18 protein-coding genes and 1 pseudogene are annotated in these 24,320 nt (G+C 72.2%); 9 read left to right on the top strand and 10 right to left on the bottom strand.

Translation table 11 applies throughout. From position 1 onward, the window contains the following. The first annotated feature begins 121 nt into the window (after window positions 1–121). Window positions 122–631, top strand: coding sequence for a hypothetical protein (locus ACFYYJ_RS34550; RefSeq protein ID WP_389138119.1), 510 nt, complete (start codon window positions 122–124; stop codon window positions 629–631). Window positions 632–676: 45 nt separating this feature from the next. After that, a pseudogene (locus ACFYYJ_RS34545) lies at window positions 677–1,630 on the top strand (helix-turn-helix transcriptional regulator); the annotation flags it as partial. A 321-nt stretch (window positions 1,631–1,951) separates the two neighbouring features. Here ACFYYJ_RS34545 and ACFYYJ_RS34540 read toward each other — a convergent pair. Then, window positions 1,952–3,040, bottom strand: coding sequence for a phosphatase PAP2 family protein (locus ACFYYJ_RS34540; RefSeq protein WP_385129802.1), 1,089 nt, complete (start codon window positions 3,038–3,040; stop codon window positions 1,952–1,954). A 196-nt stretch (window positions 3,041–3,236) separates the two neighbouring features. Next, a complete protein-coding gene (locus tag ACFYYJ_RS34535) occupies window positions 3,237–4,352 on the bottom strand; it encodes a hypothetical protein (RefSeq protein WP_389138117.1) in 1,116 nt (371 codons plus the stop codon). A gap of 306 nt (window positions 4,353–4,658) precedes the next feature. Between ACFYYJ_RS34535 and ACFYYJ_RS34530 the strand changes: the two genes are divergently transcribed. Further along, window positions 4,659–6,305: an MFS transporter gene (locus tag ACFYYJ_RS34530; protein WP_385365856.1), complete on the top strand. Its 1,647-nt coding sequence runs from the start codon at window positions 4,659–4,661 to the stop codon at window positions 6,303–6,305. Window positions 6,306–6,498: 193 nt separating this feature from the next. Then, window positions 6,499–7,668, top strand: coding sequence for an acyl-CoA dehydrogenase family protein (locus ACFYYJ_RS34525; protein ID WP_385365857.1), 1,170 nt, complete (start codon window positions 6,499–6,501; stop codon window positions 7,666–7,668). A 9-nt stretch (window positions 7,669–7,677) separates the two neighbouring features. Here the strand turns inward: ACFYYJ_RS34525 and ACFYYJ_RS34520 are convergent, their stop codons facing one another. Then, window positions 7,678–8,136, bottom strand: coding sequence for a cell division protein SepF (locus ACFYYJ_RS34520; protein WP_385129809.1), 459 nt, complete (start codon window positions 8,134–8,136; stop codon window positions 7,678–7,680). 285 nt (window positions 8,137–8,421) lie between these two features. Between ACFYYJ_RS34520 and ACFYYJ_RS34515 the strand changes: the two genes are divergently transcribed. From ACFYYJ_RS34515 to ACFYYJ_RS34500, 4 genes are all read left to right on the top strand, one after another. Further along, window positions 8,422–9,717, top strand: a complete 1,296-nt coding sequence (locus ACFYYJ_RS34515; RefSeq protein ID WP_389138114.1) for a DUF5685 family protein — start codon at window positions 8,422–8,424, stop codon at window positions 9,715–9,717. Window positions 9,718–9,835: 118 nt separating this feature from the next. Continuing rightward, window positions 9,836–10,651, top strand: a complete 816-nt coding sequence (locus ACFYYJ_RS34510) for a DUF1684 domain-containing protein (protein WP_389138112.1) — start codon at window positions 9,836–9,838, stop codon at window positions 10,649–10,651. 136 nt (window positions 10,652–10,787) lie between these two features. After that, window positions 10,788–11,672, top strand: coding sequence for a S1 family peptidase (locus ACFYYJ_RS34505; RefSeq protein ID WP_385365859.1), 885 nt, complete (start codon window positions 10,788–10,790; stop codon window positions 11,670–11,672). A 98-nt stretch (window positions 11,673–11,770) separates the two neighbouring features. Continuing rightward, entirely contained in the window at window positions 11,771–12,250 is a 480-nt protein-coding gene (locus ACFYYJ_RS34500; protein ID WP_385129817.1) for a hypothetical protein, read from the top strand. A 30-nt stretch (window positions 12,251–12,280) separates the two neighbouring features. On the opposite strand, the gene ACFYYJ_RS34495 is transcribed toward ACFYYJ_RS34500, so the two are convergent. The 6 genes from ACFYYJ_RS34495 to fxsA form a co-directional block, all read right to left on the bottom strand. Further along, a complete protein-coding gene (locus ACFYYJ_RS34495; RefSeq protein ID WP_385129819.1) occupies window positions 12,281–13,177 on the bottom strand; it encodes a DUF4231 domain-containing protein in 897 nt (298 codons plus the stop codon). A gap of 98 nt (window positions 13,178–13,275) precedes the next feature. Then, window positions 13,276–17,262, bottom strand: coding sequence for an FxSxx-COOH system tetratricopeptide repeat protein (gene fxsT / locus ACFYYJ_RS34490; protein WP_385129820.1), 3,987 nt, complete (start codon window positions 17,260–17,262; stop codon window positions 13,276–13,278). After that, the gene (locus ACFYYJ_RS34485) at window positions 17,246–18,646 is read right to left on the bottom strand and encodes a TIR-like protein FxsC (protein ID WP_385129822.1); all 1,401 of its coding nucleotides are present in this window, start codon (window positions 18,644–18,646) and stop codon (window positions 17,246–17,248) included. The genes fxsT and ACFYYJ_RS34485 overlap by 17 nt, the downstream gene beginning before the upstream one ends. Window positions 18,647–18,726: 80 nt before the next feature. Further along, the gene (locus ACFYYJ_RS34480; RefSeq protein ID WP_389138108.1) at window positions 18,727–19,665 is read right to left on the bottom strand and encodes an aminoglycoside N(3)-acetyltransferase; all 939 of its coding nucleotides are present in this window, start codon (window positions 19,663–19,665) and stop codon (window positions 18,727–18,729) included. Further along, entirely contained in the window at window positions 19,662–21,908 is a 2,247-nt protein-coding gene (fxsBH, locus tag ACFYYJ_RS34475; RefSeq protein WP_389138106.1) for a radical SAM/SPASM protein FxsBH, inactivated beta-hydroxylase extension form, read from the bottom strand. The genes ACFYYJ_RS34480 and fxsBH overlap by 4 nt, the downstream gene beginning before the upstream one ends. Window positions 21,909–21,937: 29 nt before the next feature. Continuing rightward, on the bottom strand, window positions 21,938–22,102 hold the full coding sequence (gene fxsA / locus ACFYYJ_RS34470) for an FxSxx-COOH cyclophane-containing RiPP peptide (RefSeq protein WP_384730849.1): 165 nt from the start codon (window positions 22,100–22,102) through the stop codon (window positions 21,938–21,940). A 279-nt stretch (window positions 22,103–22,381) separates the two neighbouring features. On the opposite strand from fxsA, the gene ACFYYJ_RS34465 reads away from it, so the two are divergent. Further along, complete coding sequence (locus ACFYYJ_RS34465; protein ID WP_389138104.1) at window positions 22,382–22,939, top strand: NADPH-dependent FMN reductase; 558 nt, start codon at window positions 22,382–22,384, stop codon at window positions 22,937–22,939. A 379-nt stretch (window positions 22,940–23,318) separates the two neighbouring features. Here the strand turns inward: ACFYYJ_RS34465 and ACFYYJ_RS34460 are convergent, their stop codons facing one another. After that, on the bottom strand, window positions 23,319–24,221 hold the full coding sequence (locus ACFYYJ_RS34460) for an alpha/beta fold hydrolase (RefSeq protein WP_389138102.1): 903 nt from the start codon (window positions 24,219–24,221) through the stop codon (window positions 23,319–23,321). Window positions 24,222–24,320: the final 99 nt, after the last annotated feature.

Below are 24,320 nucleotides of genomic sequence, written 5' to 3'. Positions count from 1 at the left end.
AGCGGCGCTGGATCTGTTCGGCGGGGCTGGGGTTTGCCCCCGGTGGTGCGCGTTGCGGGATGGGGGGTGGGCGTTGAACCTGGAAGGGTCGCATCGGGCGGCTTGGACGGTGGTGAGCCAGATGGGCCGGAAGAGGAACGTGCGTGCCGCGGGGCAGGCGGCGGCCGCGGTGCTGCTGGTCGTGCAGGTACTCGCCGGATCCGCCTCGGCGGTGGACCTCGGAGCGGCGGTGGCGCCGGGCGTCGTGGCCGTGCCCGCCGCGGGCGGACCGGCCGATCCCGCTGCGGCCAAGGCGCAGATCGAGAAGAACTGGGCCGTCTTCTTCGACCCGAAGTCCACCACCGAGCAGAAGGCCGCGGTGCTGGAGCACGGTGACTTCCTGGAGCCGTTGCTGGGAGGCCTCGCGAAGCTCCCCAAGGCGGACAAGGTCTCCGTGAAGGTCACGGACGTCACCTTCACCTCGCCGACCCAGGCGACCGTCACCTACGACCTGCTCGTCTCCGGTACGCCGGCGATGTCCGGCAACAAGGGGATCGCGGTGCTCGACGACGGGGTCTGGAAGGTCTCGCTGAAGAGCCTGTGCGGGCTGATCGAGCTCAGCGGGACGTCGGTCCCGTCGCCGCCCTGCTGAATCCCGTCGCACACGGCCCGCACGGCCCGCCGGCACACTCTGGGCATGCTTGAGACCTCCGCACGACTGTTGCGCCTGCTGTCCCTGTTGCAGGCCCACCGCGAATGGACCGGCGCCGACCTCGCGGACCGGCTCGGGGTGACGCCGCGCACGGTCCGGCGGGACGTGGACCGGCTGCGGGAGCTCGGGTACCCGGTGAACGCCAGCCCCGGCACGGGCGGCGGCTACCAGTTGGGCGCGGGGGCCGAGTTGCCGCCGCTGCTGCTCGACGACGACGAGGCCGTGGCGGTGGCCGTCGGGCTGCGCACCGCCGCGGGGAACGGGGTCGAGGGGATCGGGGAGGCCTCCGTACGGGCCCTGGCCAAGCTGGAGCAGGTGCTCCCCTCGCGGCTGCGGCGGCGGGTGTCGGCGCTGAACGAGTTCACCGTGCCGATGCTGCGCGGCGCCGAGCGGTCCACCGTCGACCCCTCGGTGCTGGCCGAGCTGGCCGCCGTCTGTCGGGACGCCGAGCGGCTCCGCTTCGAGTACCGGGACCACGAGGGCAACGCCACCCGCCGGACGGTCGAGCCGCACCGGCTGGTGTGCACCGAGCGCCGCTGGTACCTCGTCGCCTGGGACGTGGATCGGGAGGACTGGCGGACCTTCCGCGCCGACCGCATCGAGCCCAGACCCCCGCACGGCCCGCGGTTCACCCCCCGCCGTCCGCCCTCCGAGGACCTGGCCGCCTACGTCTCCCAGGGGGTGGCACAGCGGGCGTACGCGGCCCGCGCCGTGGTGCGGCTGAAGGTGTCGGCGCAGGACGCGGCACGGATCATCGGGCCGAGCGACGGAGCCCTGGAACCGGTCGACGGGAACAGCTGTCTGCTCCGTACCGGAGCCGTGAACCTGGACGTTCTCGTGATTCACGTCATGCTGCTCGGCTGTGAGTTCGAAGTGGTCGAGCCGCCGGAGCTGACCGACCGGATCAGGGCCGCGCGGGATCTCCTCGGACGGGCCGTGGGCGCGGGAGAAGTGAAGGATATGTAGCGGTCCCGAGGGGCATTCGGTTGGTCTGGTCCAGGGCCGGGGTCACGGTGACGGCGGCAATGCCCGGGGAAATACGTCGGCTCTCGGGAGGAATTCGGGAAGGTCTGCACGGCCGGCGCGTCGAGGGTCGTAAAACAATTGGGAGTTGTAGATATTCTGTGACACAAGCGTGACCCGGGACGGACGAACGTCCGGGCGTGGCGCTGACGAACGGCGAAGGCGGGCCGGGTCCTGGACCCGGCCCGCCTTCGCATTGCGGGGTGAGGTGGTGCGTACCGCCCCGCGCCGGGGCGATCAGCCGCCGGCGACCGGACGGGCCGCGGCGGCCGTCGTCCCGCGGGCGGGAGCCCGCTCGCCGTGTGCCGGGCGGCGGCTGCCGACCGGGGTGACCGGCGTCCGCTCGGAGCGGATCACGTGCTGCCGTCCGGACACGTGCGCGGCGGGCCGGGGCGCCGGGGAGTGCGCGGCGACCGTCGCGGCGGTCGCCGCCGCGGCGGGCTGCGGGACGGGTCCGGCGGCCGGCTCCACGCCCGGGTCGCCGACGGGCCGCAGCTGCCACTTGCCGCCCGCGGAGAGCAGCGGGGTGAGCGCGGTGACGACCGGCGCGGGCATCCGTCCGGTCTCGGCGCGGCGGCGCAGCAGCTCGCGCAGCTCGAAGACGTACGCCTCGGACCGGGCGATCAGCGGCTCGAACCAGGGGAGGGCCAGCAGGATCAGCAGACCCGCGGACCAGCCGAGCAGTACGTCGCTGACCCAGTGGGTGCCGAGGTACACGGTGGTGGCGCCCACGCTCAGCGAGACGACCGCGGAGACCACGGACAGCACCCGCCGGGTGACCACCGTGGAGGCCAGATAGGCCAGGATTCCCCAGGTCACAACGGCGTTGGCGGTGTGGCCGGAAGGAAATATATCGCCGCCCGCGAAGAGCTCGGCCGAGCCGATCTCCGTGGCGTAGTGCGGACCGAGCCGGCCGAGGCCGAGCTTGACGGAACCGACGGTGATGTTGAGCAGCAGCAGCGCCACGCCGAGGGCGATCAGCGGGCGGAGGGTGTGCTGCCGCCAAGAGCGCCAGCCGAGCCAGGCGGCCACCATGACCGCGGTGGGCCCGCGCTGGCCGAGCACGACGAGGTAGTCGAGGAACGCGTGCACCTGCGGCCACTGCTCGTAGGGCCGGAAGAACATGACCTGCCAGTCCAGGCGGACGAGCCAGGACGTGGTCAGTACGGCCACCACGATCGCGAGGTAGAAGGCGAGGGTCGATCCCAGGAGTACGACGCGGTGCCGGCTCATCTGCGGTGTTTGCAGATGAGCCGGTCGCTCTGGTTCCCGGTCCAGCCGGGCGAACACCCGCTCCAGACGGGTCAGGATTTGATCGGTACGCACTCAATCGACGTTACCGCGCGCCGATGCTCAGGCCGGGCGAATCGCGGGCTTTGTGATGACCATGTGATGTGGAGTTGGTCTCACGCGAGACTTAATTCCGGTTATTTCGGCAGCGGTTGAGGCTTCCTTGATCGGCCGTTCCGGTTATTGTTTCCCCCGCTTATCCAGGTTTTATATCGGCGGGTGGTTTCCATTTCTAGGGAGGTCCCGAGCCGTTCAGCCAGAACGCCCCGTACACCGCCGAGGCCAGCACCGCCGCGCCCAGGACCGCGGACGCCCGCACGGTCCGCCACCGGGCCAGGGCCAATGCCAAGGGCAGCAGCAGCGGGAAGGCGGGGAGCAACAGCCGGGGCTTCGAGCCGAAGTACCCGGAGGCGCACAGCGCCAGCGCCACGACGATCCCGCAGTACACGAGCAGCGGAGCCGGCTGCCGCTGCCGCACGCACTTCGCGTACAGCCACAGCACCAGCACCACCCCCGCGATCAGCCCCACCCCGGCGGGGAAGGCGGACGAGGTCAGCTTCCCCCCGATGAACCGGGCGAAGGCCCAGCCGCCGTCGAAGCCGTTGCCCCAGCCGCCCTGCACGTCCAGGTACCCGAGCAGTCCGCCCCCGGTGCGCGCCCCGACCCACAGCACGTACGCCGCCGCACCCGCCGGGGCGAGCAGCGCGCCCGCCGCCATCCGCCACGAACGCTCCCCGCGCCGCAGGGCGAGTGCGACGGCCACCCACACCGCCGCGACCACCGCGGCCCCGACCGGGCGGGTGAGCCCGGCCGCCGCCGCGAGCACCCCCGCCGTGAGCCACCGGCCCCGCAGGGCCCCGTACAGGGCCCAGGCCGCGAGCGCCGTGAAGAGGGACTCGCTGTACGCCATCGACTGGACGATCCCGACGGGCAGCGCCGCCCAGACCCCGACGGCGAACACCCCGGCGCGCCGGCCGTGGACGAGGTCGGCCACCGCGAAGATCCCCCAGGCCGCGGCGAGCCCGGCGACCACCGACACCACCAGGCCCGCGGAGCCGTACGACAGCCCGGTCGGCGCCGACACCAGCCGCTCCAGCCAGGGCAGCAGCGGGAAGAACGCCAGGTTCGAGTGGACGTCCCCGTTGGGGAGGGCCACCTCGTACCCGTACCCCTCCGCGGCGATGCGGGCGTACCAGAGCGAGTCCCAGCGGGCCGACAGCAGCGTGTGCGGGCTGCTGTCGACCGCCGCGCACCACGCCGCGAGCACCGCCAGCCCGAGCGACCGGACGGCGGCGAAGACGGCGAGCGCGGGCGCGGCCCGGCGAAATCCAAGATCCTTCACGGGCATGATTATCGGTGGCGGCGGCCGGTCGGCCGGGCCGCCGGCCCGGGAGCGGATCCGACGGGAACTGCGGACCGTGAGCGCGCGTGTACGCGGGGGAGGCGGGGGGTGGAAAGGAGTGGCGCACACCACACGGAGGGCCCCGCCGGGATGAGAGCTTGGCCACGTGCCCGGCAGGCGAACTCGCGTACGCTGATCGTTCACTCGCGTGTCGATGCCGGACCCCGTTGGACGCCGCACAGCGCACCACCCCCCGTGGCTCCACAAGACGCTGGTCCGCCGAGCCCGAGGGATCACCTGGGAGGTACATGCATGTCGGGGACGAACGCGGCCGGGGTCAAGGCCCCTTCCCCCTGGCAGCGGCTCTGCGCGGCCTCCGGCGGAACCAACCGCTGGGTCGTCCTGGCCGTCCTCTGCGTCAGCCTGGTCCTCGTCGCGCTCGACGCGACGATCCTGCACGTGGCCGTGCCCTCCGTCACCGAGGACCTGCGCCCCGGTTCGATGGAACTCCTCTGGATCGTCGACGCCTACCCGCTGGTCTGCGCCGCGCTCCTGATCCTCTTCGGCACCCTCGGCGACCGGGTCGGCCGGCGGCGGATCCTCCTCCTCGGGTACGGACTCTTCGGCGTGGCCTCGGCCATCGCCGCCCTCGCGGACAACGCCCAGGTGCTCATCGCCGCGCGCGCCCTGCTCGGCATCGGCGGCGCGATGATCATGCCCGCGACGCTGTCGATCCTCCGCCAGGTCTTCCCCGACCGGCGCGAGCGGGCGCTGGCCATCGGCATCTGGACCGCGGTCGCCGCGATAGGCGCCGCGAGCGGGCCGGTCCTCGGCGGGTTCCTCATCCAGCACTACTGGTGGGGTTCCGTCTTCCTCATCAACATCCCGCTGATGGCGCTGATCCTGCCGCTCGGCCGCTGGCTGCTGCCGGAGTCGCGCGGCGCCTCGGACGGGCCGTGGGACGTGCTGGGCGCGCTGATGGCCGCCGCCGGCGTGCTCGGCGCGGTGCTCGGGATCAAGCGGCTCGGCGCGGAGCGGCACCTGCTCGACCCGCAGGCGCTGGTCCCGCTCGCGCTCGGCCTGCTGCTGCTCGTGCTCTTCGTACGGCGCCAGAAGCGGCGCGAGCACCCGCTCATCGACATGCGGATGTTCTCCCGGGCGGCCTTCTCGACCTCCGTCGGCTGCATCGTGCTGGCCATGCTGGCGCTGGTCGGCCTGGAGCTGATCGCCGTGCAGTACCTCCAGCTGGTGCTGCACCTGAGCCCGCTGGAGACCGGCCTGCGGCTGCTCCCGCTCACCTTCGCCGCCATGGCCGCGGGTGCCACCGGCTCGTACACGCTGGCCCGGATCGGGCCGCGGATGATGGTGTCCCTGGGCTTCGTGCTGACCGCCCTCGCCGTGCTGCTGCTGACGCTGATGGGGCAGAACGACCGGCCCGTGCTGCTGACGGTGGGCTTCGTGCTCCTCGGCTTCGGGCTGCAGACCACGCTGTTCGCGGCGTACGAGTCGATGCTGAGCGAGGCCCCGGTGGCCACGGCCGGCGGCGCGGCCTCGATCGGCGAGACCTCGTACCAGCTCGGCGCGGGCATGGGCATCGCGCTGCTGGGCAGCGTGATGAACGCGGCGTACCGGCCGGGGCTGGCGGACGTGCCGGGGGTTCCGGCGGCGGACTCGGCGGGCGCGGCCAATTCTCTGGGCGAGGCCTACCAGATCGCCGCGCACCTCGGCGGGCCGGCGGGGGCCTCGCTGTACGCGGCGGCGCGGCACTCGTTCGTGCACGGGCTGCACGTCACTCTCGTGGTGAGTGCGGGGCTGTTGTTCGCGGGGGCCGTGATGGCGCTGAAGCTGCCGAGGGTCATGGAGTGTGGTGCCGATTCGGCGGCCGGAGAGCCGGTGCGGCTTCCCGCGCAGGCGAAGGCCGAGCCGTGCCCCTCTCCGGTGGTGGAGCAGGCGGGCTGAGTCTGCGGGCTGCGGCGCCGCCGCCGGGGCTCCGCCCCGGACCCCGCGCCTCAAACGCCGGCGGGGCTGGATTGGCCGGTCGGGTCCGCATCGGCCGGTCGGGGCTGGATTCGGTCCGTCGGGGTCGCTAGCGTCAGCGGTGCCGTGCAAAAACTTGCGCTGCTAGGTTCCGTTCCGCCCGCCGGGAGGCCCCGTGTCCTTCGTACCCACTGATCCGCTCGGGCTCGACGAGCTCCTCGGGCCCGAGGACCTCGCCATTCGGGACACCGTCCGCGGCTGGGCCGCCGACCGGGTCCTGCCGTACGTCGCCCAGTGGTACGAGAGCGGCGAGCTGCCCGGGATCCGGGAGCTGGCGCGGGAGCTCGGTTCCATCGGGGCGCTCGGGATGTCCCTCACCGGTTACGGGTGCGCCGGGGCCAGTGCCGTGCAGTACGGGCTCGCCTGCCTGGAGCTGGAGGCCGCCGACTCCGGGATCCGTTCGCTGGTCTCCGTGCAGGGCTCGCTGGCCATGTACGCGATCTGGAAGTACGGCTCCGAGGAGCAGAAGCAGCGCTGGCTGCCCGGCATGGCGGCCGGTGAGCTGATCGGCTGCTTCGGGCTGACCGAGCCCGACGTCGGCTCCGACCCCGCCGCGATGCGGACCCACGCCAAGCGCGACGGCACCGACTGGGTGCTGAACGGGCGCAAGATGTGGATCACCAACGGCTCCGTGGCCGCGGTCGCCGTGGTGTGGGCGCAGACCGACGAGGGGATCCGCGGGTTCGCGGTGCCCACCGACACCCCGGGGTTCTCCGCCCCGGAGATCAAGCACAAGTGGTCCCTGCGGGCGTCCGTGACGAGCGAGCTGGTCATGGACGACGTGCGACTGCCCGCCGACGCGGTGCTGCCGGGAGTGACCGGGCTCAAGGGTCCGCTCGGCTGTCTCAGCCACGCGCGGTACGGGATCGTCTGGGGATCCATGGGCGCGGCGCGCTCCAGCTTCGAGGCCGCCCTCGACTACGCCAGGACGCGGGAGCAGTTCGGGAAGCCGATCGGGGGCTTCCAGCTCACCCAGGCCAAGCTCGCGGACATGGCCCTCGAACTCCACAAGGGCATCCTGCTCGCCCACCACCTGGGCCGGCGGATGGACGCGGGCACCCTGCGGCCGGAGCAGATCAGCTTCGGCAAGCTCAACAACGTCCGCGAGGCCATCGATATCTGTCGCACCGCGCGGACCATCCTCGGTGCCAACGGGATCTCCCTCGAATACCCCGTCATGCGGCACGCCACCAACCTCGAATCGGTCCTCACCTACGAGGGCACCGTCGAGATGCACCAATTGGTGCTGGGCAAGGCGCTCACCGGGCTCGACGCCTTCCGGTGAGGGCCCTGCCTAGCTCTGGTTGAAGAAGTCGCGTGAGCGGCCGGCGGGCTCGCCGTTGACGATCTGGGTGTCGGCCGGGGTCAGGAGGAAGACCCTGGTCGCCACCCGCTCGATCGATCCGCGCAGCCCGAAGGTCAGTCCGGCCGCGAAGTCGACGACGCGCTTCGCGTCGCCCGGGTCCATCGAGGACAGGTTCACGATGACCGGGACGCCGTCGCGGAACAGCTCGCCGATGCCGCGCGCGTCACGGAAGCCGTCCGGGGTGACCGTCGCGATCCGCCGGCCGTGCTCCACCGCCGACTCGGAAGCCACCTTGACCCGGGGGTCGGTGACCCAAGCGTCGCCGGGGCCGGCCACCGAACCGTGCTGGCGCTCCACCGCCTCCGCGTAGTCGTCGTCGTAGTAACGCTCGTCGTCGCTGTCCTCCACGAGACCCAGCCAGGCACTCGCCTTGCGTACCGAACCCATGGACTGCCTCCTTTCATCGCGGCCAGTCTGTCTTTTCCCCGTTGCCCCTATGCTCGTCCATGATGCTGACAACGCGCCAAGTGGATAGCCGCCGCGCAGAGGTTTCGTGACGGTACTGGTGCAGAACATCCGTTGCACGGTCAAGGATCCTGGCAGCTACCGCTGCTGTCTGAGTGAAAATACGACTGCTACCTCCGAATGGGTGAGCTATTGCGGCGTTCGGGTGGCGGCGCGGGCTCGGTACGATGCCCCGCAGGCACGCGTACGACTCACGGGGGAAGCGGTTTGTTCGGCATTGTCAGACCTTGCACGCACCGGCTCGGCGAGCGGTTCAAGGCGGAGTGGATGGCCCATCTCTGCGGGCTCTGCCTGGCACTTCGGGGTGACCACGGCCAGTTCGCGAGGATCGTCACCAACTACGACGGGTTGCTCGTCTCCGTTCTGACGGACGCTCAGTCGGCTCCGGCCGCCGGCTCCCGGCGCACCGCGGGCCCCTGCCCCCTGCGCGGGATGCGCACCGCCTCCGTGGCCAACGGCGAGGGCGCGCGGCTCGCCGCGGCCGTCTCGCTCGTACTGGCCTCGGCGAAGGTACGGGACCACGTCGCGGACCGGGACGGGCTGTTGGCCCGCGCACCCATCGCCATGGCCGCCCGCAAGGTGGCCCGCGGCTGGGACCGGGCCGGCGCCCGCACCGGGGCCTCGCTCGGCTTCGACACGGCGGTGCTCGTCGACGCCGTGGACCGGCAGGCCGGCATCGAGACGCTGGCGGGCATCGGCACGCCCGTGCTCGTCGTGACCGAGCCGACGGAGACCGCGACGGCCGCCGCCTTCGCCCATACCGCCCAGCTCGCCGGACGGCCAGGCAACGCCCCCGCGCTCGCCGAGGCGGGCCGGTACTTCGGACGGCTCGCGCACCTGCTCGACGCGGTGGAGGACCGGGCCGCGGACGCCGCGGCGGGCGCCTGGAACCCGCTCACGGCCACCGGCACCTCCCTCACCGAGGCCCGCAGGCTGTGCGACGACGCGCTGCACGGCATCCGGCTCGCACTGCGCGAGGTCGAGTTCACGGACGCGGGGCTCGCCCACCGGCTGCTCGTGCACGAGCTGCGCACCTCGGTGGACCGGGCCTTCGGCACGAGCAGCTGCGGGCACGGGCACGCGGCGACGAACTCCGCCGGGCAGGGCGGCGGGCCGTACGTCGCGAACCCGTACGCGGGCAGCCCCCAGTCCGGCGGCAACCCGTACGGCTCGAACCCGTACGCCCCGGGCGCGCCGCAGGCCCCGAGCGGGCCGGGCATGCCCCCGCCCATGGGGCCCGGTGGCGGCGGTGGCGGCTGGGGCGGTCTGCCCCCGCAGAGGCCGCGGCGCGGGCTGCTGGCGGGCTGCGCGGTGGCGATCGGGCTGTTCTGCACCTGCCAGCTGTGCTGTGCCGAGCACGAGGGGCCGTGGTCACGGGAGCGCAAGGAGCCGTGGTGCGACGCCGGCGACTGCTGCGACGGCTGTGACTGTTGCAGCAACTGCTGCGGTGACGGCGGCTGCTGTGACGGCTGCTGCTGCGACGGCTGCGGCTGCGACTGCTGAGCCCTCGGGCTGAGGCACGGTCAGGATCGGCCCTCCTTCCGGCACGTGCAGGTCCGGACGGCGTACCCCGGCTCCACCAGGGGTTTCCGTCCGGACCGGCGTGGAAGGGTTGAGCGGCATGAGCGATGACGAAAACGATCCGCAGGCCGCCTGGCACGCCTGGCACGAGCATCGGGTGGCCATCGTGTCCGCCCCGTACGGTCCCCTGGCGCTGATCGGAACCCACTGGCTCGCCGATTACCCGGAAGGTCGAATTCCGGCCGTTCCGGGGCGTTGGCGCACGACCGGCGCCGGAGTGGCGCTGACGGCCGCCCCCGGGGATTCCCTTCAGCTCGACGGCGAGCCCTTCACCGGTGACGCGGAACTCGCCGCGGACGAGGGCCCGCCCTCGCGCTCCCGGCTCACCGCCGGGGACATGCGACTCGTCGTGATCCGTCGCGAAGGGGAGTGGGCGGTACGCGTCTTCGACCCCGGCTCCGAGGCCCGCAGGGCCTTCGGCGGCATCGAGGCGACCCCGTACGACCCCGCATTCGTGCTGCCCGGGCGGTTCACGCCGTACGGCGAACAGCGGACCGTCCAGGTGGACAACGTCGACGGGCAGGCGCGCGGACTCGGCCTCGGCGGCGAGCTGGCCTTCCGCTTCGGCGGGGTCGAGCACACCCTCCAGGTCGCCGTCGACGAGGACGACGGAAGCCTCTGGGCCGTCTTCGGCGACGCCACCGGCGGACGCTCCAGCTACCGGTTCCGTTTCCTGAAGCCGGGCGTCCCGGGCGAGGACGGCTCGGTCACCGTCGACCTGAACCGGTCCCTGCTGCCGCCCTGCGCCTTCGCCGACCACTTCATCTGCCCCTTCCCACCCCCCGGGAACACGCTGCCCTTCGAGGTGGCGGCCGGCGAGCGGCGGCTGAAAGGCGCCCTTGCGACCGGTATCTGACGACAGGACACTCCCGACAGCGCTTGTCAGGGGCACGGCCAAAATTCACGCGCCCGTCATGCCTCCGACTGCGCCTCACGGGCGCCGGCACCCCCACAGCCGCCGGGCCCCCGAACCCTCTCCAGGAGGACGAGAAGTGAGGATCAAGCGCATCACCCGTACCAGGCTCCTCGCGGTGGCCACCGGCCTGGCCGCCGTCGCGGCGCTCGCGGCCCCCACCGTGGCGAGCGCCAAACCGCAGGACAGTGGGTTCGGCGAGGCGAGGCTCGCCTCCGCCGGCGCATCCGTACTGCGCGCCGACGTCGCGGGCACCGCCTGGTACACCGACACCGCCACCGGCACCCTGGTGGTCTCCGCCGACTCCACGGTCTCCGCCGCCGACATCGCCAGGATCAAGCGCGAGGCCGGAGCCGACGCCGGGGCCCTGCGCATCGAGCGCACCCCCGGCAAGCTCTCCAAGCTGATCTCCGGCGGCGACGCGATCTACGCGTCGAGCTGGCGCTGCTCGCTGGGCTTCAACGTGCGCAGCGGCAGCACGTACTACGTCCTGACCGCCGGGCACTGCACCGACGGCGCGGGCACCTGGTGGACCAACTCCTCCCACACCACCACGATCGGTGCGACGGTCGGCTCCAGCTTCCCGACCAACGACTACGGCCTGATCCGCTACGACAACGCCTCGCTCGCCCACCCGGGCACGGTCGGCAGCCAGGACATCACCAGCGCGGTCAACGCCACCGTCGGCATGTCCGTGACCCGGCGCGGCTCCACCACCGGCACCCACGGCGGCTCGGTGACCGGCCTCAACGCCACCGTCAACTACGGCGGCGGCGACGTCGTCTACGGCATGATCAAGACCAACGTCTGCGCCGAGCCCGGCGACAGCGGCGGCCCGCTCTACTCGGGCACCCGCGCCGTAGGCCTCACCTCCGGAGGCAGCGGCAACTGCACCTCGGGCGGCACCACCTACTTCCAGCCCGTGGTCGAAGCCCTCAACGCCTACGGGGTCAGCGTCTACTGACGGGTGACCCACGCGCCCCCGCCACACCCCTGGACGTCCTCCCGCCTTCTGGGAGGATGTCCAGGGTGTCCGTGTCCACGGGGGAGGCAGGGTTCCGAATGAAGCGAATCGGCGTGACGGGGCACCGGTGCATCCCGGACGAGGTGCTCGACCACGTGGAGAGCGGCCTGCGCGACGTACTGGGCGGCCACGAAGGCCCGTTGGAGGCCCTCTCCAGCCTCGCCGAGGGAGCGGACCAGATGTTCGCCGCCATCGCGCTGGAATACGGCGCGGGCCTCACCGTGGTGATCCCCAGCGGGGACTACGAGGACGCCTTCGAGGACACCGCGTCCCTCGCCCGCTACCGGGGCCTCAAACGGCGGGCCACGCAGGAGGTCCGGATGGACTTCGCCCGCTCCACCGACGAGGCCTATTACGCCGCCGGCACCTACATCGCCGACTCCTGCGACCGGCTCGTCGCCGTCTGGGACGGGCTGCCCGCGCGCGGGCACGGCGGCACCGCCGAGATCGTCGCCTACGCCCGCGCCCTGGGCAAGCCGGTCACCGTGATCTGGCGCGAGGGCGTGACCCGGGACTGAACCCGCGCGCCACGCCCCCGTGCGTCCGCCTCAACTGCTGTGTCGGGCGAGCCAGTCCGTGTGCTGCGGAGAGACGTACCGCTCGGTCTCGTACACCGCCGACGGCCACTGGGACTCGGTGATGGTGGTCTGCATCACGACCATCATCGCCGCCAGGTCCTGCTCGATCAGGGTGTGCGCCTCGATCAACGGATGGTGGCGGCGCACCTCGTTCCACGCGATGCCGGCCGCCGCCGCCGCGCTCAGCAGCCCGGTCAGCTTCGGCCCCGGCCCCGAGCCGAACGCCCCGAACGCGGCGAACAGCAACGCCAGACAGGTCAGCAGCACGATCGTCCACGACCACAGGGCCGTCGCCCGCCGCGAGACCTCCGTCTTGCGCTGGTACCAGTTGCGCTGCTCGATCAACCGGTCCCGGACGTACGTCTCCCGCCGCACCTGGTAGTCCAGACCGCGCAGCCTGAACATCGCGCCGGTGATCTCCCCGCCCTCCGGGAGCGCCCCGGAGGTCCGCGGATCCTCCCAGCCCATCTTCTTCAGCTCGTCCAGCCCCGCCTCCAGCCGCGTCCGGTACGTGGCCTCCGCCCCCGCCCCGTCGCTGCCGAACGGCGCCCCGTGCACGGCGTACCGCCAGGCCAGGGACTTGATGAACTCGGCCGCGCTCCGGTTGAGCTGCCACTGCGGGCGGGCCCGGCGCCGGGTCGCCCGCACGCCCACCCCCAGCACCCCGGCGTACGCGAGCACGCTCAGCAGCCCGAACAGGTACAACGAGCCCAGCCGGGGCCCCGTGGGCAGCGCGGCGGCCGCCGCGGCCGCGACGAGCAGCAGCAGCTGGGCGCGCGTCGCCTGGGTGGACTCGCGCTGCCGGGAGATCGCCGCCTGGTCGGTGTGGTGGAAGAGGGCCGGCAGGTCCTCGTTTCGAAAGGTCATGGTGTCGGGCACAGCGCCCCCCTGGTCGATCGGATCGATCGGATCGATCCGGAGGAGGGCGGCGGGGACCGCACCGGTCCCCGCCGCCCTCCCGCGGATCACACGGCGAGCGGCTCCAGGTCGCGGTGGACCCGCCGCTCGTCACGGGCGTACCGGGTCAGACCGTGGTCCTCGCCGAGCAGCCGCGTCAGCTCGCCGACCGCCTCGTTCCGCAGCCGGGCCGCCTCCTCCTTGCGGCCCATCGAGTCCAGGCTGACCGCCATGTTCGAGGCGCTCGCCAAGGTCTCCGGGTGGTGCGCCCCCAGCGCCTCGCGCAGCCGCATCACCGCCAACCGCTCCAGCTCCAGGGCGCCCTCCGGATCGCCCAGGTCGGCCCGGGTGTTGGCCAGGTTGAGGTTGGCGAAGACCGTGTGCGGGTGGTTGTCGCCGAGCACGTCCCGCATCAGCCGGATCGTCTGCCGCAGCATGGTCTCCGCCGTCTCGGCCGCGCCCGTGCCCCAGTGGAAGACCGCCAGGTTGTTCACGGCCGCCAGGGTGTACGGGTGCCGCTCGCCCGGCACCTTCATGTACTCGTCCACCACCTCCTGCGCCAGGTCCCGGGCGGCGCCCGGCTCCCCGGTCGCGAAGAGGTCCGAGGCCAGGTTCAGCTCGCAGGACAGCAGGTCCGGGTTGACCGAGGTGTACTTGGCCCGGTAGCGGGCCCGGGTGGCCGTGGTCAGCCGGAGCGCGTCCTCCAGCTGGCCCGCCCGGCGCAGCGACACCGCGAGGTTCTTCGCGGCGGCCAGGGTGCCCGGGAAGGCCCGGCCCAGCGTGCGCTTGTAGCTCTCGTACGTCCGGCTGAGCAGCTGCACCGAGTCCTCGTACCGGCCCACCTCGCGCAGGTCGCGGGCGAGGTTCTGCGCGGAGGACAGGGTGTACGGGTGCTCCGGCCCCAGCACCTCCGTGCGCAGGTCGTGCACCTCCTGGTCGATCTCGCGGGCCCTGGTGTACTGCCCGACGAGCCGCAGGTTCAGCGCCAGGTTGTTCGCCGCGGCCAGCGTGCGCGGGTGCGCCTCGTGGAAGATCTGGCTGAAGCCCTCGTGCGCGTCGGTCGCCAGCTCCATCGCCTCGCCGTACTGGCCGAGCGCGCCCAGGGTGTTGGCGAGACCGCTCATGGTCATGTACGTGTGCGGGTGCGAGGGCCCGAGGACGGCCTTCTGCCGCTCCAGCGTGACCTCGTCCAGCTCCTTCGCCTCCACGAACCGGCCCTGCGAGCGCAGGATGTTCGACAGGTGGAAACGCAGGTACAGGTACTGGAGGTCGTCGTTGCCCAGCATCTCCTTCCAGGCCTCGCGCAGCTCCTCGCCGAGCGCGTACGCGGCCTTGAAGTCACCGCGCTTCCACAGGTAGCGGACCCTGTCGATCAGCAGGCGGCGGGTCTCCGGCTCCTTGCAGTACCGGGCCTCCGACGGGGTCAGGTGCGACCAGATCGTGTTGAACCGCGGCCAGGTCTCCGGGTTGTCGATCGGCTCGTCGTCGTCCGGGCGGGCGCCGGCCAGGATCCGGTGGACGGCGTGCCGGGCCTCGCGCTGCTCCTCCTCCGTCATCTGCGACCGGATCACCGCCTGCACGAGGCGGTGCACCTGGATGCTGTTGCTGACCTGGTCGACCTTGGCCAGCGCGAACCGGCCGATCTCCCGGATCACCCGGCCCAGCACCAGCTTCTCCTGGAGCGAGGAGTCGTACGGCTTGAGGGCGTCGATCATCTCCTTGCTGTAGAGCAGGTTCGCCGAGATCGGCTCCGGCGCCAGGAACGCGCAGAGCTGGAGCAGCCGTACGGCGGCGGGGGAGCGGGACTGCAGCCGCTCGATGGAGATGTTCCAGGTGGCGGCCACCGGCTCCGGGTATCCCGGCGGCTGGTTCAGCCCGAGCACCCGGGCCGCCTGCTGGGCCAGCTGCTCGATGTACGCGGACACCGGGGTCGCGGTCTCCGCGATCCACGCGCCCGCCTGCTCGACGGCGAGCGGCAGGTCTCCGACCGCTATCGCCACCTGCTCGGCGTCCTCCTTGCTGAGCCCGGGGGCCCGGCGCTGGAGGTGCTCGATGGACTCCTCGCGCAGGAACACGTCCACCGGGAGCGCGTCGCCGTACTGAGACCAGGACTGGTTGCGCGAGGTCACCAGCACGTGGCCCGGCCCGCCCGGCGGGAAGAACCGCTTGAGCGTCTCCGGGTCGTCCGCGTTGTCGAAGACCAGCAGCCAGCGCGAGGACGGCACCCCGCGCCGCAGCAGGTCGATCGCCTCCTGCGAGGCGGCCGCCATGTCCTCGCCGGTCTGCGCGCCGAGGCGCACGGCCAGCTCCGCGAGGGCCGCGACCACGTCGTCGGTCTGTTCCGAGGAGATCCACCAGACCAGGTCGTAGTCGGCCATGAACCGGTGGACGTACTCCAGCGCCACCTGCGTCTTGCCGACGCCGCCGAGACCGAACAGGGTCTGCGGCTGCGGCAGCACCACGGAGATCCCGCCGCCGAGCTGGTCGCGCATCCGCTCCAGCACCATGGAACGCCCCGTGAAACCGGGGTTGCGGGGCGGCGCGTTCCAGATCTTCGGGACGGTCCCCGGGAAGCGCGGGCCGGGCTGGGAGGCACTGGCCACGGTGTCGGTCAGGGCCGCCGGCCGCTCCACCGCGCGCAGCAGCGCGCTCGTCGCGTGCACCTCGTCGAGGCGGAAGAGGTCCACCGGATTGCGGTCGATGTAGGGCGTGGCGAGGCGTACGTCGCCCACGCGCAGCGCCACCAGATGGCGTCGGCCCCCGGTCGGGTCCTCGGCGGCGGCCCGCTCCCACACGTCCACGGCCCGGGCCGACTTGAGGTAGGCGCTGGAGAGCAGCACCACGGTCCGGGCGGCGTTGTCGATGCTGATGCCCGTCCCCCCGATGGTGTCCCCGGAGTCCGGGCCGGGGGTCCGCTCGGCGGACACGTCCCTCGGGACGACCCGGAATCCGGCCCGGGTGAGCACCGACTCGATCCAGTCGGCCCACATCCGGTTCTCGGCGACGTACGAGAGGAACAGGTCGGCGGGGAGCGCGGGGCGGCGGCGGGTGAAGGCGTCCCGGATGCGCAGGCGCACCTCCTCGCCGATGACCGGCATGGAAGTGATGGCGCCCTCGGTGACCACGGTGGTGAGCCGCTCGAAGGCGGAGAGCAGGGAGTTGGTGAGCCCGGCCTCGTCGCCGAAAGTGGCCAGGGTCTCCTCGTAGGCGTAGTAGGGGCGGTAGGGGATCTCCACCGCGCCCCAGTAGGAGGTGAGTTCGTCACCGACCAGACCGTTCGGGAACCGGTCGAACTTGATCCGGGCCAGGGCGCGGCCCGCGTCCGCCTTCTCCTTCTCGCCCTCGTCGATGCGCATCGGAACGGGGTAGATCTTGATGCCCCGGTCGTTGAACCGCTCGTCGATCTGCCGGGCCACCGAGGCGGCGCCGTCGATGGACTGGTCGGAGAGGGTGAAGCAGTCCACCAGGATGTCGGGGAGGTGGACGGTGCAGATGTCGGCGATGTCGGAGAGGCCGGTGCGGCTGTCGATCAGGACGTAGTCGTAGTTGCTCTTCATGTCCTCCCGTAAGGCGTCGAAGAAGAGCCCGCCGCCGAGGCGGTCGTAGAAGTTGTCCCAGTCGAAGGTGGAGACGGTCGCGGAGTACTCGCGGTTCTGCCGGCCCGCCGAGACGAAGTCCAGGGTGCCGCCGTCCGGGAACTCCCAGCCGAGGGTCTCGGGGGTGAGGGAGACGGCGTGCGGCTGGATCCGCGCGTAGTCCCGGTGCCAGTCGTCGGCGCGCTGCACCGGACTGGTGGCGGCCCACGCGTACTCGCTGATGAGGTCGATGACCCCGGTGGTGGCCCCGAGGGTGGAGGGGTCCAGGAAGGGGTGGAAGAAGCGGTGCAGGCCCGGGGCCTCCAGGTCCCAGTCCACGGCGAGGACCCGCTTGCCGTTGGCCGCGAGGATCCAGGCGGTGTTGGCGAGCGCCATGGTGCGGCCCGTGCCGCCCTTGTACGAGTAGAAGGTGACGATGCGTCCGTCACGGCTGTCTTCGCTGTCACGACTCGCTGTCATCCGCGTCCCCCCGATCGGTGTCGTTGCTGTCGTCGCTGTCTTCTTCGTGCTCGCCGTCGTGTGCGTCCTCGTGTGCGTCGTCGTGCGTCCCGGTCGGGAAGGGGACTCTCGGCGGGGCGGGCGGTCCGCTCATTCCCATGGGCCCCAGCAGCCGCGGCCGTTCGATCTGGGTGTTGCCGGCCGGCAGGTACACCTGGGCGTGTCTCAGGAACTGCTGGGCGGCGGCCTCGACCACCTGCGGGAGGATCTGGCCCAGCGTCTCCATGCTGGCCACGCCGTTGGCGGCGGCCCGGCACGCGGCCCGGCCCTGCCGCATCTTGACGGGCAGGGTCTCCTCCAGCCGCCGGGCCAGTTCGGCCTCCTTGGCGCGGGACTGGCTGTCGTAGCGGTTCCACGGCACGACCACGTTGATCCACGGGCGGTGCTCCTGGTCGAAGGCGGCCAGGCGCTGGCGCCGGTGCTCGTCCTCCACCGCCCACCGGTCGACGATCAGGATCTCGGGGCGGGTCGGCGGCTGCTTGCTGTCGAAGTGGCCGGCCTCGTCGTCGAAGGAGGCCACCGTGGTCTGGTAGTTGAGGTTCTTGACCAGGTCCTCGGCGACGTACGCGATGGGTCGCTGGGCGACCGGATGGTACGGGTTCCACTCCAGGGCGCTCTCCCCGTAGTACTCGGGGCTGCGGCCCTCCGGGAGGTCGTGCCGGGAGGCTGCCGCGACCGTCACGTGGAGGGTGCGGGAGGGGCCGCCGGCGGGACTCCCCGTGGTGCCGAAGGCGCTGGGGACCACCCGGTAGTCCACCGGTCGGACGGGGGCGAGGTCGACGTTCTTGCCGACGTGGACGATGCGCCGGGCGAGTTCGTACACGGCCTTCTCGTACTGCTCCGCGTAACCGCGCAGCTTGATCAGCCCGTACAGCCCGTCGGTGACGTAGCGCTCGCCGAAGGTGTTGTGGTTGAACTGCAACCGCTCGGCGGGGCCGGGCAGTTGGGCGGGCGGCACCGGTACCCATAACGCGGGCACGATGGCCTCGGGCGGCAGGCCGCCCGGGCTGACCGCCCCGTGGTGAATGGCGCGCTGCGCGAAGGCGTACCACTCCTTGCCGCACATCTGGCTGGTGAAGTACCGCGGTGAGAACAGGGGAACGAAGACACGACAGTTGGCGAGCGCCTCGGCGAGCCGTTCCGACCAGCCCTCACCGCTGCGTATGTCCCGGTCCATGAAGCCGACCGGGAATCCGGCGGGCAGGTCCGTCATCGCCATGACATGACCGCAGAGATCACGGAAGAGGCGCTCCACCCACATGTCCGGGTCGGGTCCCCCCGCCCCGAATCTCGGCGTATGCGCGTAGCTGAGAAAAAAGTACGGCTCCCCTTTTTTTGCGGGCACACGACCCCCGTCCCGAAGATTGCGAGCGAAGGAACATCATTCCGGAGCTGCTTCGCCGCATCCCCTCATCGTTCAGTCAATCAGCGTCGGTTTTCGGTCATCCACTCGAGCGCGTGATCAACGGCATCCGGAAGCGAGAAGAGCATGGCCGAAGCCCCTCCCACCCGTCCCCTGCGCACCCCGGAATCCGGGAACGCGCCGCCGATCTCGGCGAAATCGCTGTCGTCCAGCGCGACGTCCTCGTACGAGGTCCACTCCCCCTCTTGCAGGTGCCCCTGCCGGTCCCGCAGGTGCCCCTGCCCTTCCCCTGGAAGGTTCACCTTCACCACACACTCGTACATGCGCAAGGGGGGCTTCGGAATTCGATACTCCGCGAGATGGAACGCCGAGCAGACGGAAAATCCCACATTGATCATGAGTACCTGGGCCCCCTCCCAGCACAACTTTCCCAGTGGGGACTCCTCGCCCATGTGGCTTTCCAGTCGGTGCCCGGAACAGAGCCGCTCCGCGTCGGCGCCGACCGCGGCGAAAGAGGTCTGCGGATGGGCGCTGCGCGCGGCTCCGGGCGCGGTACGGACGGCTTCGGCCAGCGCGCCCATGCCCTGACTGGGGGTGCTCGCCGGGTCGAAGGCGGGCATCCGCTCCCGGAAGGCCGCCACCTCGGGGCCCGACAGCCCGGCGATCCGCGCCAGGTGCGCGGCGGAGGTGGTGGAGTTCTCCGGGGTGAACGCGGGGACCACGAGCGTCCCGCGCGGCCCGAGCACGCCCAGCAGGGCGTCCCGCAAGGGCTCCGCGCCGAGCCCCGTCCCCCCGAGCGAGGCGTGTACGAGCAGCCGCGTCCCCGGCCGCACCCCGAGCAACCGCAGCTGCACGGCGTGGGCGAGTACGCCTCGCGGCTCGCCGGGGGACGTCAGGGCCGCCCCCGCCCTGCCGGGGCCGTCGGCCGAGGGGTCCTGTCGTCGGCCCGCGGCCGGTGCAGGGCCGGTGTCGCCCCCGTTGCCCGGGACGGGGGCCGTCACGCGTCGACCGCCTTCAGTTCCCAGCGGAGCTCCTCGACCAGCCGCTTGCCGGTGACGGTCAGTTCCGCCGCCCCCGCGAGCCGGTCCAGGGCCTGGTGGATGTGGTCCGAGCCGCCCGGCTCCGGGGACTTCACGGCCCGCCGGTAGGCCTCCACCGCCACCCGCTCGTGGACGTCCGCCAGCAGCAGGGACACCGGGACGGGGCGGGAGCGCCACGGCGACGGGTGCTGCCACTGCCCGTCCAGCGCGTACAGGTCGGCCACCTCGGTCAGCGCCCGCAGCCGGGCCCGGCGCCGCCCGGTGAGCAGCGCCAGCGCGGTCTCCGCGACCCCCGCCGTGTACGGCACCCCGAGCGCCCCCGGCCCGTGCCGGCCCGCCTCGCCCCAGTCGCCGGCCCGCGGGCCGCCCGCGAGCGGGGTCAGGGTGGTCAGCCCGCCGGCCGCCGACCGGGCGAACTCCGGCGCGGCGGAGCGCAGCAGCGCCCACGCCCCGTCGAGCCGGCCGCGCCACTCCTCGGCCTCCCCGGCGCCGAGCCGCAGCCGGGGCGGGCGGGCGAAGCAGTTGCGGTACGGGTCGAGGTCCTCCAGCGCGACCGGGGCCTCGTCCGGCCCGGGGGACCAGGTCCGTACGGGCTGCCAGCGCGCGTCCCCCGCGGCGGGGCCGAAACGGTGCTCGGTGCGGCCGTCCCGGGCGACGTACCCCGCGTCGGCGACGCGCAGCACGGCCCGGCCCTCGGTGCCGGGCTCTCCGAGCCGCAGCAGCCCGAGCGTCGGCAGGTACACCTCGCCGTCGCGGAAGGCCACCTCGGCCGGCAGGTCCAGTCCGCCGCGCAGCACCGCGGCCGCCGCGAGCGCGGTCAGCCTGCGGGCGGCCTCGGGGCCGTCCGGTGCGCCGTCGCCGTCCAGGGCCGCCAGGATCCAGGTACGGGTGAACGGGTGGTCCAGTACGGCGTCCAGCGCCCGCGCGCCCGCCTCCCCGGCCCGCTCCGCCGCGCCGAGCAGCTCCCAGGCGCGGGCCCAGTCGGGTTCGGCGGCGAGGTCGGCGTGCAGGCGGGCCAGCAGGACCCGGGTCAGCTCCTCCTGGGAGCGGGCCAGCCGGCCGGGGTCGGTCAGCTGCGGAGCGGTCGTGGCGGCGGCGGTGCGGCCCTCGACCCCGTCCACCAGCTCGCGCAGATCGGTGCAGTAGACGGAGGGGTTGTCGAAGCCGTTCGCGTCCCGGTAGCGGTGCGTGTAGAGCCCGCCCCCGCACGAACGTACGACGGGGCACCGGCGGCACGCGTCGCTGACGCCCGCCAGGCCCAGCTGCCGGGCACGGACCCCGGGATGGGCCGCGACCTGGTCAAGCGCATGGTCGAAGACGTTGAAGCCGGTCGCCGCGGCGCCATCGAAGGCGCTCTTGAGCGAGTCCACCTGCTCCAGCGTCCCGTCGGTTTCGACGACGACCAGGTCGGTGGGCGCGAGCCCGAGGGACTCGGTGAGGCTGGGCCCGCCGCGCAGGGTGGACAGCAGGGAGTCGAAGAGCCTTACGGGGACCGGCCGTTCGAGCCGCTCCCAGTGGTCGAAGATCCGCAGGAGCCAGCGGGCGTAGGCGTCGGGGGCGTCGTCGGGGCGGGCCGGAGGCGCTTCCCACGTGGCGTGGGGGAGGAGGAAGTCGACCCGTGGCGGCTCCAGTTCGACGAGCGCGTCCAGTACGGCGACGGGGTCGTTGGCCACGTCCACGGTGCAGAGCAGACCCTGGTAGAGGTGGCGGTACGGAGCGGAGCGGAGGAGGGCGACGGCGGCCAGGACCAGCGGATGGCTCGTACGGCCGTCCGCGAAGCGGCGGTGGCGGTCGTTGGCGGCGCGGTCCCCGTCGAGGGAGATGCCGACCCGTACGCCGAACTCGTCGAAGAGGTCGAGATAACGGGTGCTGAGCTGGAGGCCGTTCGTGTGGATCCGCAGGTCGAGTTCGGCCGTCCCGGCGAGGGCCCGCGTGAACTCCTCGCACACGAGGCGGAGTCGGGCGGGGCCCGCCAACAGGGGTTCCCCTCCATGGAGGATCACCGTGACGGAGGGGAGTGCATGGTCACGGGCATGTTCGGCGAGCCTGGACGCGGTGGTCGCGATAACCTCGGGGGAGATCACTTTCGGCCGGGCTCGCCAGCTCTGATCTGCGTGTTCGTAGACGTAGCAATGATCACAAGCAAGATCGCATCTGCTGTGAACTTTCAGGACGATCTCGCGAAAAGCGATCAGGCCGGTCATTCCACCAGTCTAGAGCGCTTACTCCACCGTCAGAGGGCGGAGTTGAAGATGGGGGCCTGGACGGCGCGGCCGGATTCCGTCTTCAGCACCCGACCGAGTGCGGCGGCCGCGGAAGCGCTGCGGACGTCGATCCGGTCGAGGGGGACCCGGTCGGCCTTGACCGTGCAGGTCGGGGGGGTTGCGGAAGTGTTCACGACACCGTCCTCGGGGAAGCCATGTTGAATGGTCATGTGAATGACAGCAGCCAGTGCTGATGTCAAGGGGGACTTTACTCGGCCACACTCCATTGAGCGACCGAGACATGACGCCTGATCACCCGTTCTATAGAAAGCGCGCGGCATTACCCGAGGTCGTCTCATCGCCCGTTCGCCGCACGTCAAGATCCTTTTCTCTTTCCGGCGGTCCGGGGACGGTCGGGAGTCGTGCACGGAATGGGTCTGACCTGCGCGGAGTCCGGTCGGTAGGTTGGCCGGATGACCACCACACCGCTGATCCTGCTGTTGTCCGGAAGTCTGCGCGCCGGTTCCTCCAACGAGGCGGTGCTGCGCACCGCGCACGCCGTGGCCGCCGAGGGCCCCGTACGGGTGCGGACGATCCTCTACGAGGGGCTGGCGACCCTTCCGCACTTCAACCCGGACGACGACGTCGACCCCCTGCCGGAGCCGGTCGCGACGCTGCGGGCGGCCATCGACCGGGCGGACGCGATCCTGATCTGCGCCCCGGAGTACGCGGGCACCCTGCCGGGCTCCTTCAAGAACCTGCTGGACTGGACGGTCGGCGGCACCGAGATCGGCGACAAGCCCGTGGCCTGGGTGAACGCCGCCGCCCCGGGCCGCGGGGGCGGCGCGGAGGCCACGCTGCGCACGGTCCTCGGCTACACGGGCGCCGCGGTCGTGGAGGAGGCCTGCGTACGGATCCCGGCGAGCGGGCAGCCGGTCGGCCCGGACGGCACGGTCGCCGATCCCGCGGTCAGGTCGAGGCTCGCCGAGGTGCTCGGCGCGCTCGTGGAGAGGGCTCGGCCGGCCGGGTGAGACTCCGGGGCGGCCGGCTGCCGGTCGCCTCCGCCGAACAGGAGGAAGAGGACGGTGACGACCGCGGTGGCGGCGCCGATCGCGCCCACGACGTCGCCCTTGGCCCCGGGGCCGCCGGAGGACCTCGTGTGTTTGTGGACGGCGTGGCCGACGAGGAGCCCGACGCCGAGTATCGCCATGCCGATGTTGTCGATGTGCAGGGTCATGGGGTGGACCTTCCGCGGCTCGTGAGGGCCCGCCCAGTGGAGTGCGGGCCCTTCCGTTCGCGGGGACTTTACTGGGCAACACTCCAGTGAGCATCCGAGACATGACGTCCGGTCAACAATCCTCCGAAACCGGGCGAAGCGCCCGGGGTGCGCACGGGAAGGCCGAACGAACCCTAGGCCGGCTGCTGTTCGCTGAGTGGGGGTGCGGGGAGGTCGCGCAGGAGCCAGGTGAGTACGTCGGGCAGCGCGCGCAGGGCCGCGAAGTGCGCGGCCGACGGGTCGAAGGTCGTCGTGGCGCCCGGGATCCGGCGGGCCAGCCAGCGGGCGTGGCCGACGGGGGAGAACACGTCGAGCTCCCCGTGCCAGATCAGCACCGGGCAGCGGATGTCGGCGGGGTCGAAGCCCCAGGGGCTGCTGAAGGCGAGCATGTCGTCGATCCACCCCCAGGCCGAAGTCCGCACCCCCTCGCGGTAGTTGCGCAGCAGCATCGACCGCAGGCCGGCGTCCGAGACGATCATGCGGTCGCTGGCGGTCAACTCGCGGCGCAGCTCGTCGAGGAGCCGCCCGGGGTCCCGGGCGATGCCGGCCGCGCGGGGGATGAGCCGGGCCGCCAGTTCCTCGGGGTCGCTGGAGGCGGTGGTGTACTCCTTCACGTTCGACGCGGCCATTCCGGCGAACCAGTCCAGGTCCTCCGCGTCCCGGGGGGCCATCGGCACCAGGGCCGCCGTGCGGGTCACCCGGTCCGGCAGGAGGGCGGCGCAGGCCAGGGCGCCGGGGCCGCCGCCGGAGCGGCCGGCCACCGCGAAGGTGTCGAAGCCCATGGCGTCCGCGATGGCGGCCACGTCCTGGGCGACGTCGGCGACGGTACGGCCCGGGTGGCGGTCGGAGCCGCCGTAGCCGGGCCGGTCGTATGCGATGAGCTGCATGCGGCGCTGGTAGAGGACCATGCCCCGGGGGGCCGGCCCGAGTCTGCTGCCGGGCATGCCGTGGAGCAGGAACACCGGTTTGCCGTCCGGATCGCCCCAGCGCTCCACCGTGAGCGCCCGCCCGTCCGCGGCCCGCACCTGATTGCGCACGCACTGCCTCCCTCGCGGTCGATTCGACTGGTCACCGTGATTGTGCTCGCCGGCGGAGGAGCGCGGTAGGGCGCACTTCGCGCGAAATTCTTGTGAAAG

The organism is Streptomyces sp. NPDC002467 (genome assembly GCF_042889825.1).
Lineage (GTDB): Bacteria > Actinomycetota > Actinomycetes > Streptomycetales > Streptomycetaceae > Streptomyces.
The sequence above is the reverse complement of the archived record's forward strand: the minus strand, read 5'-3'. Positions and strand labels throughout refer to the sequence as shown.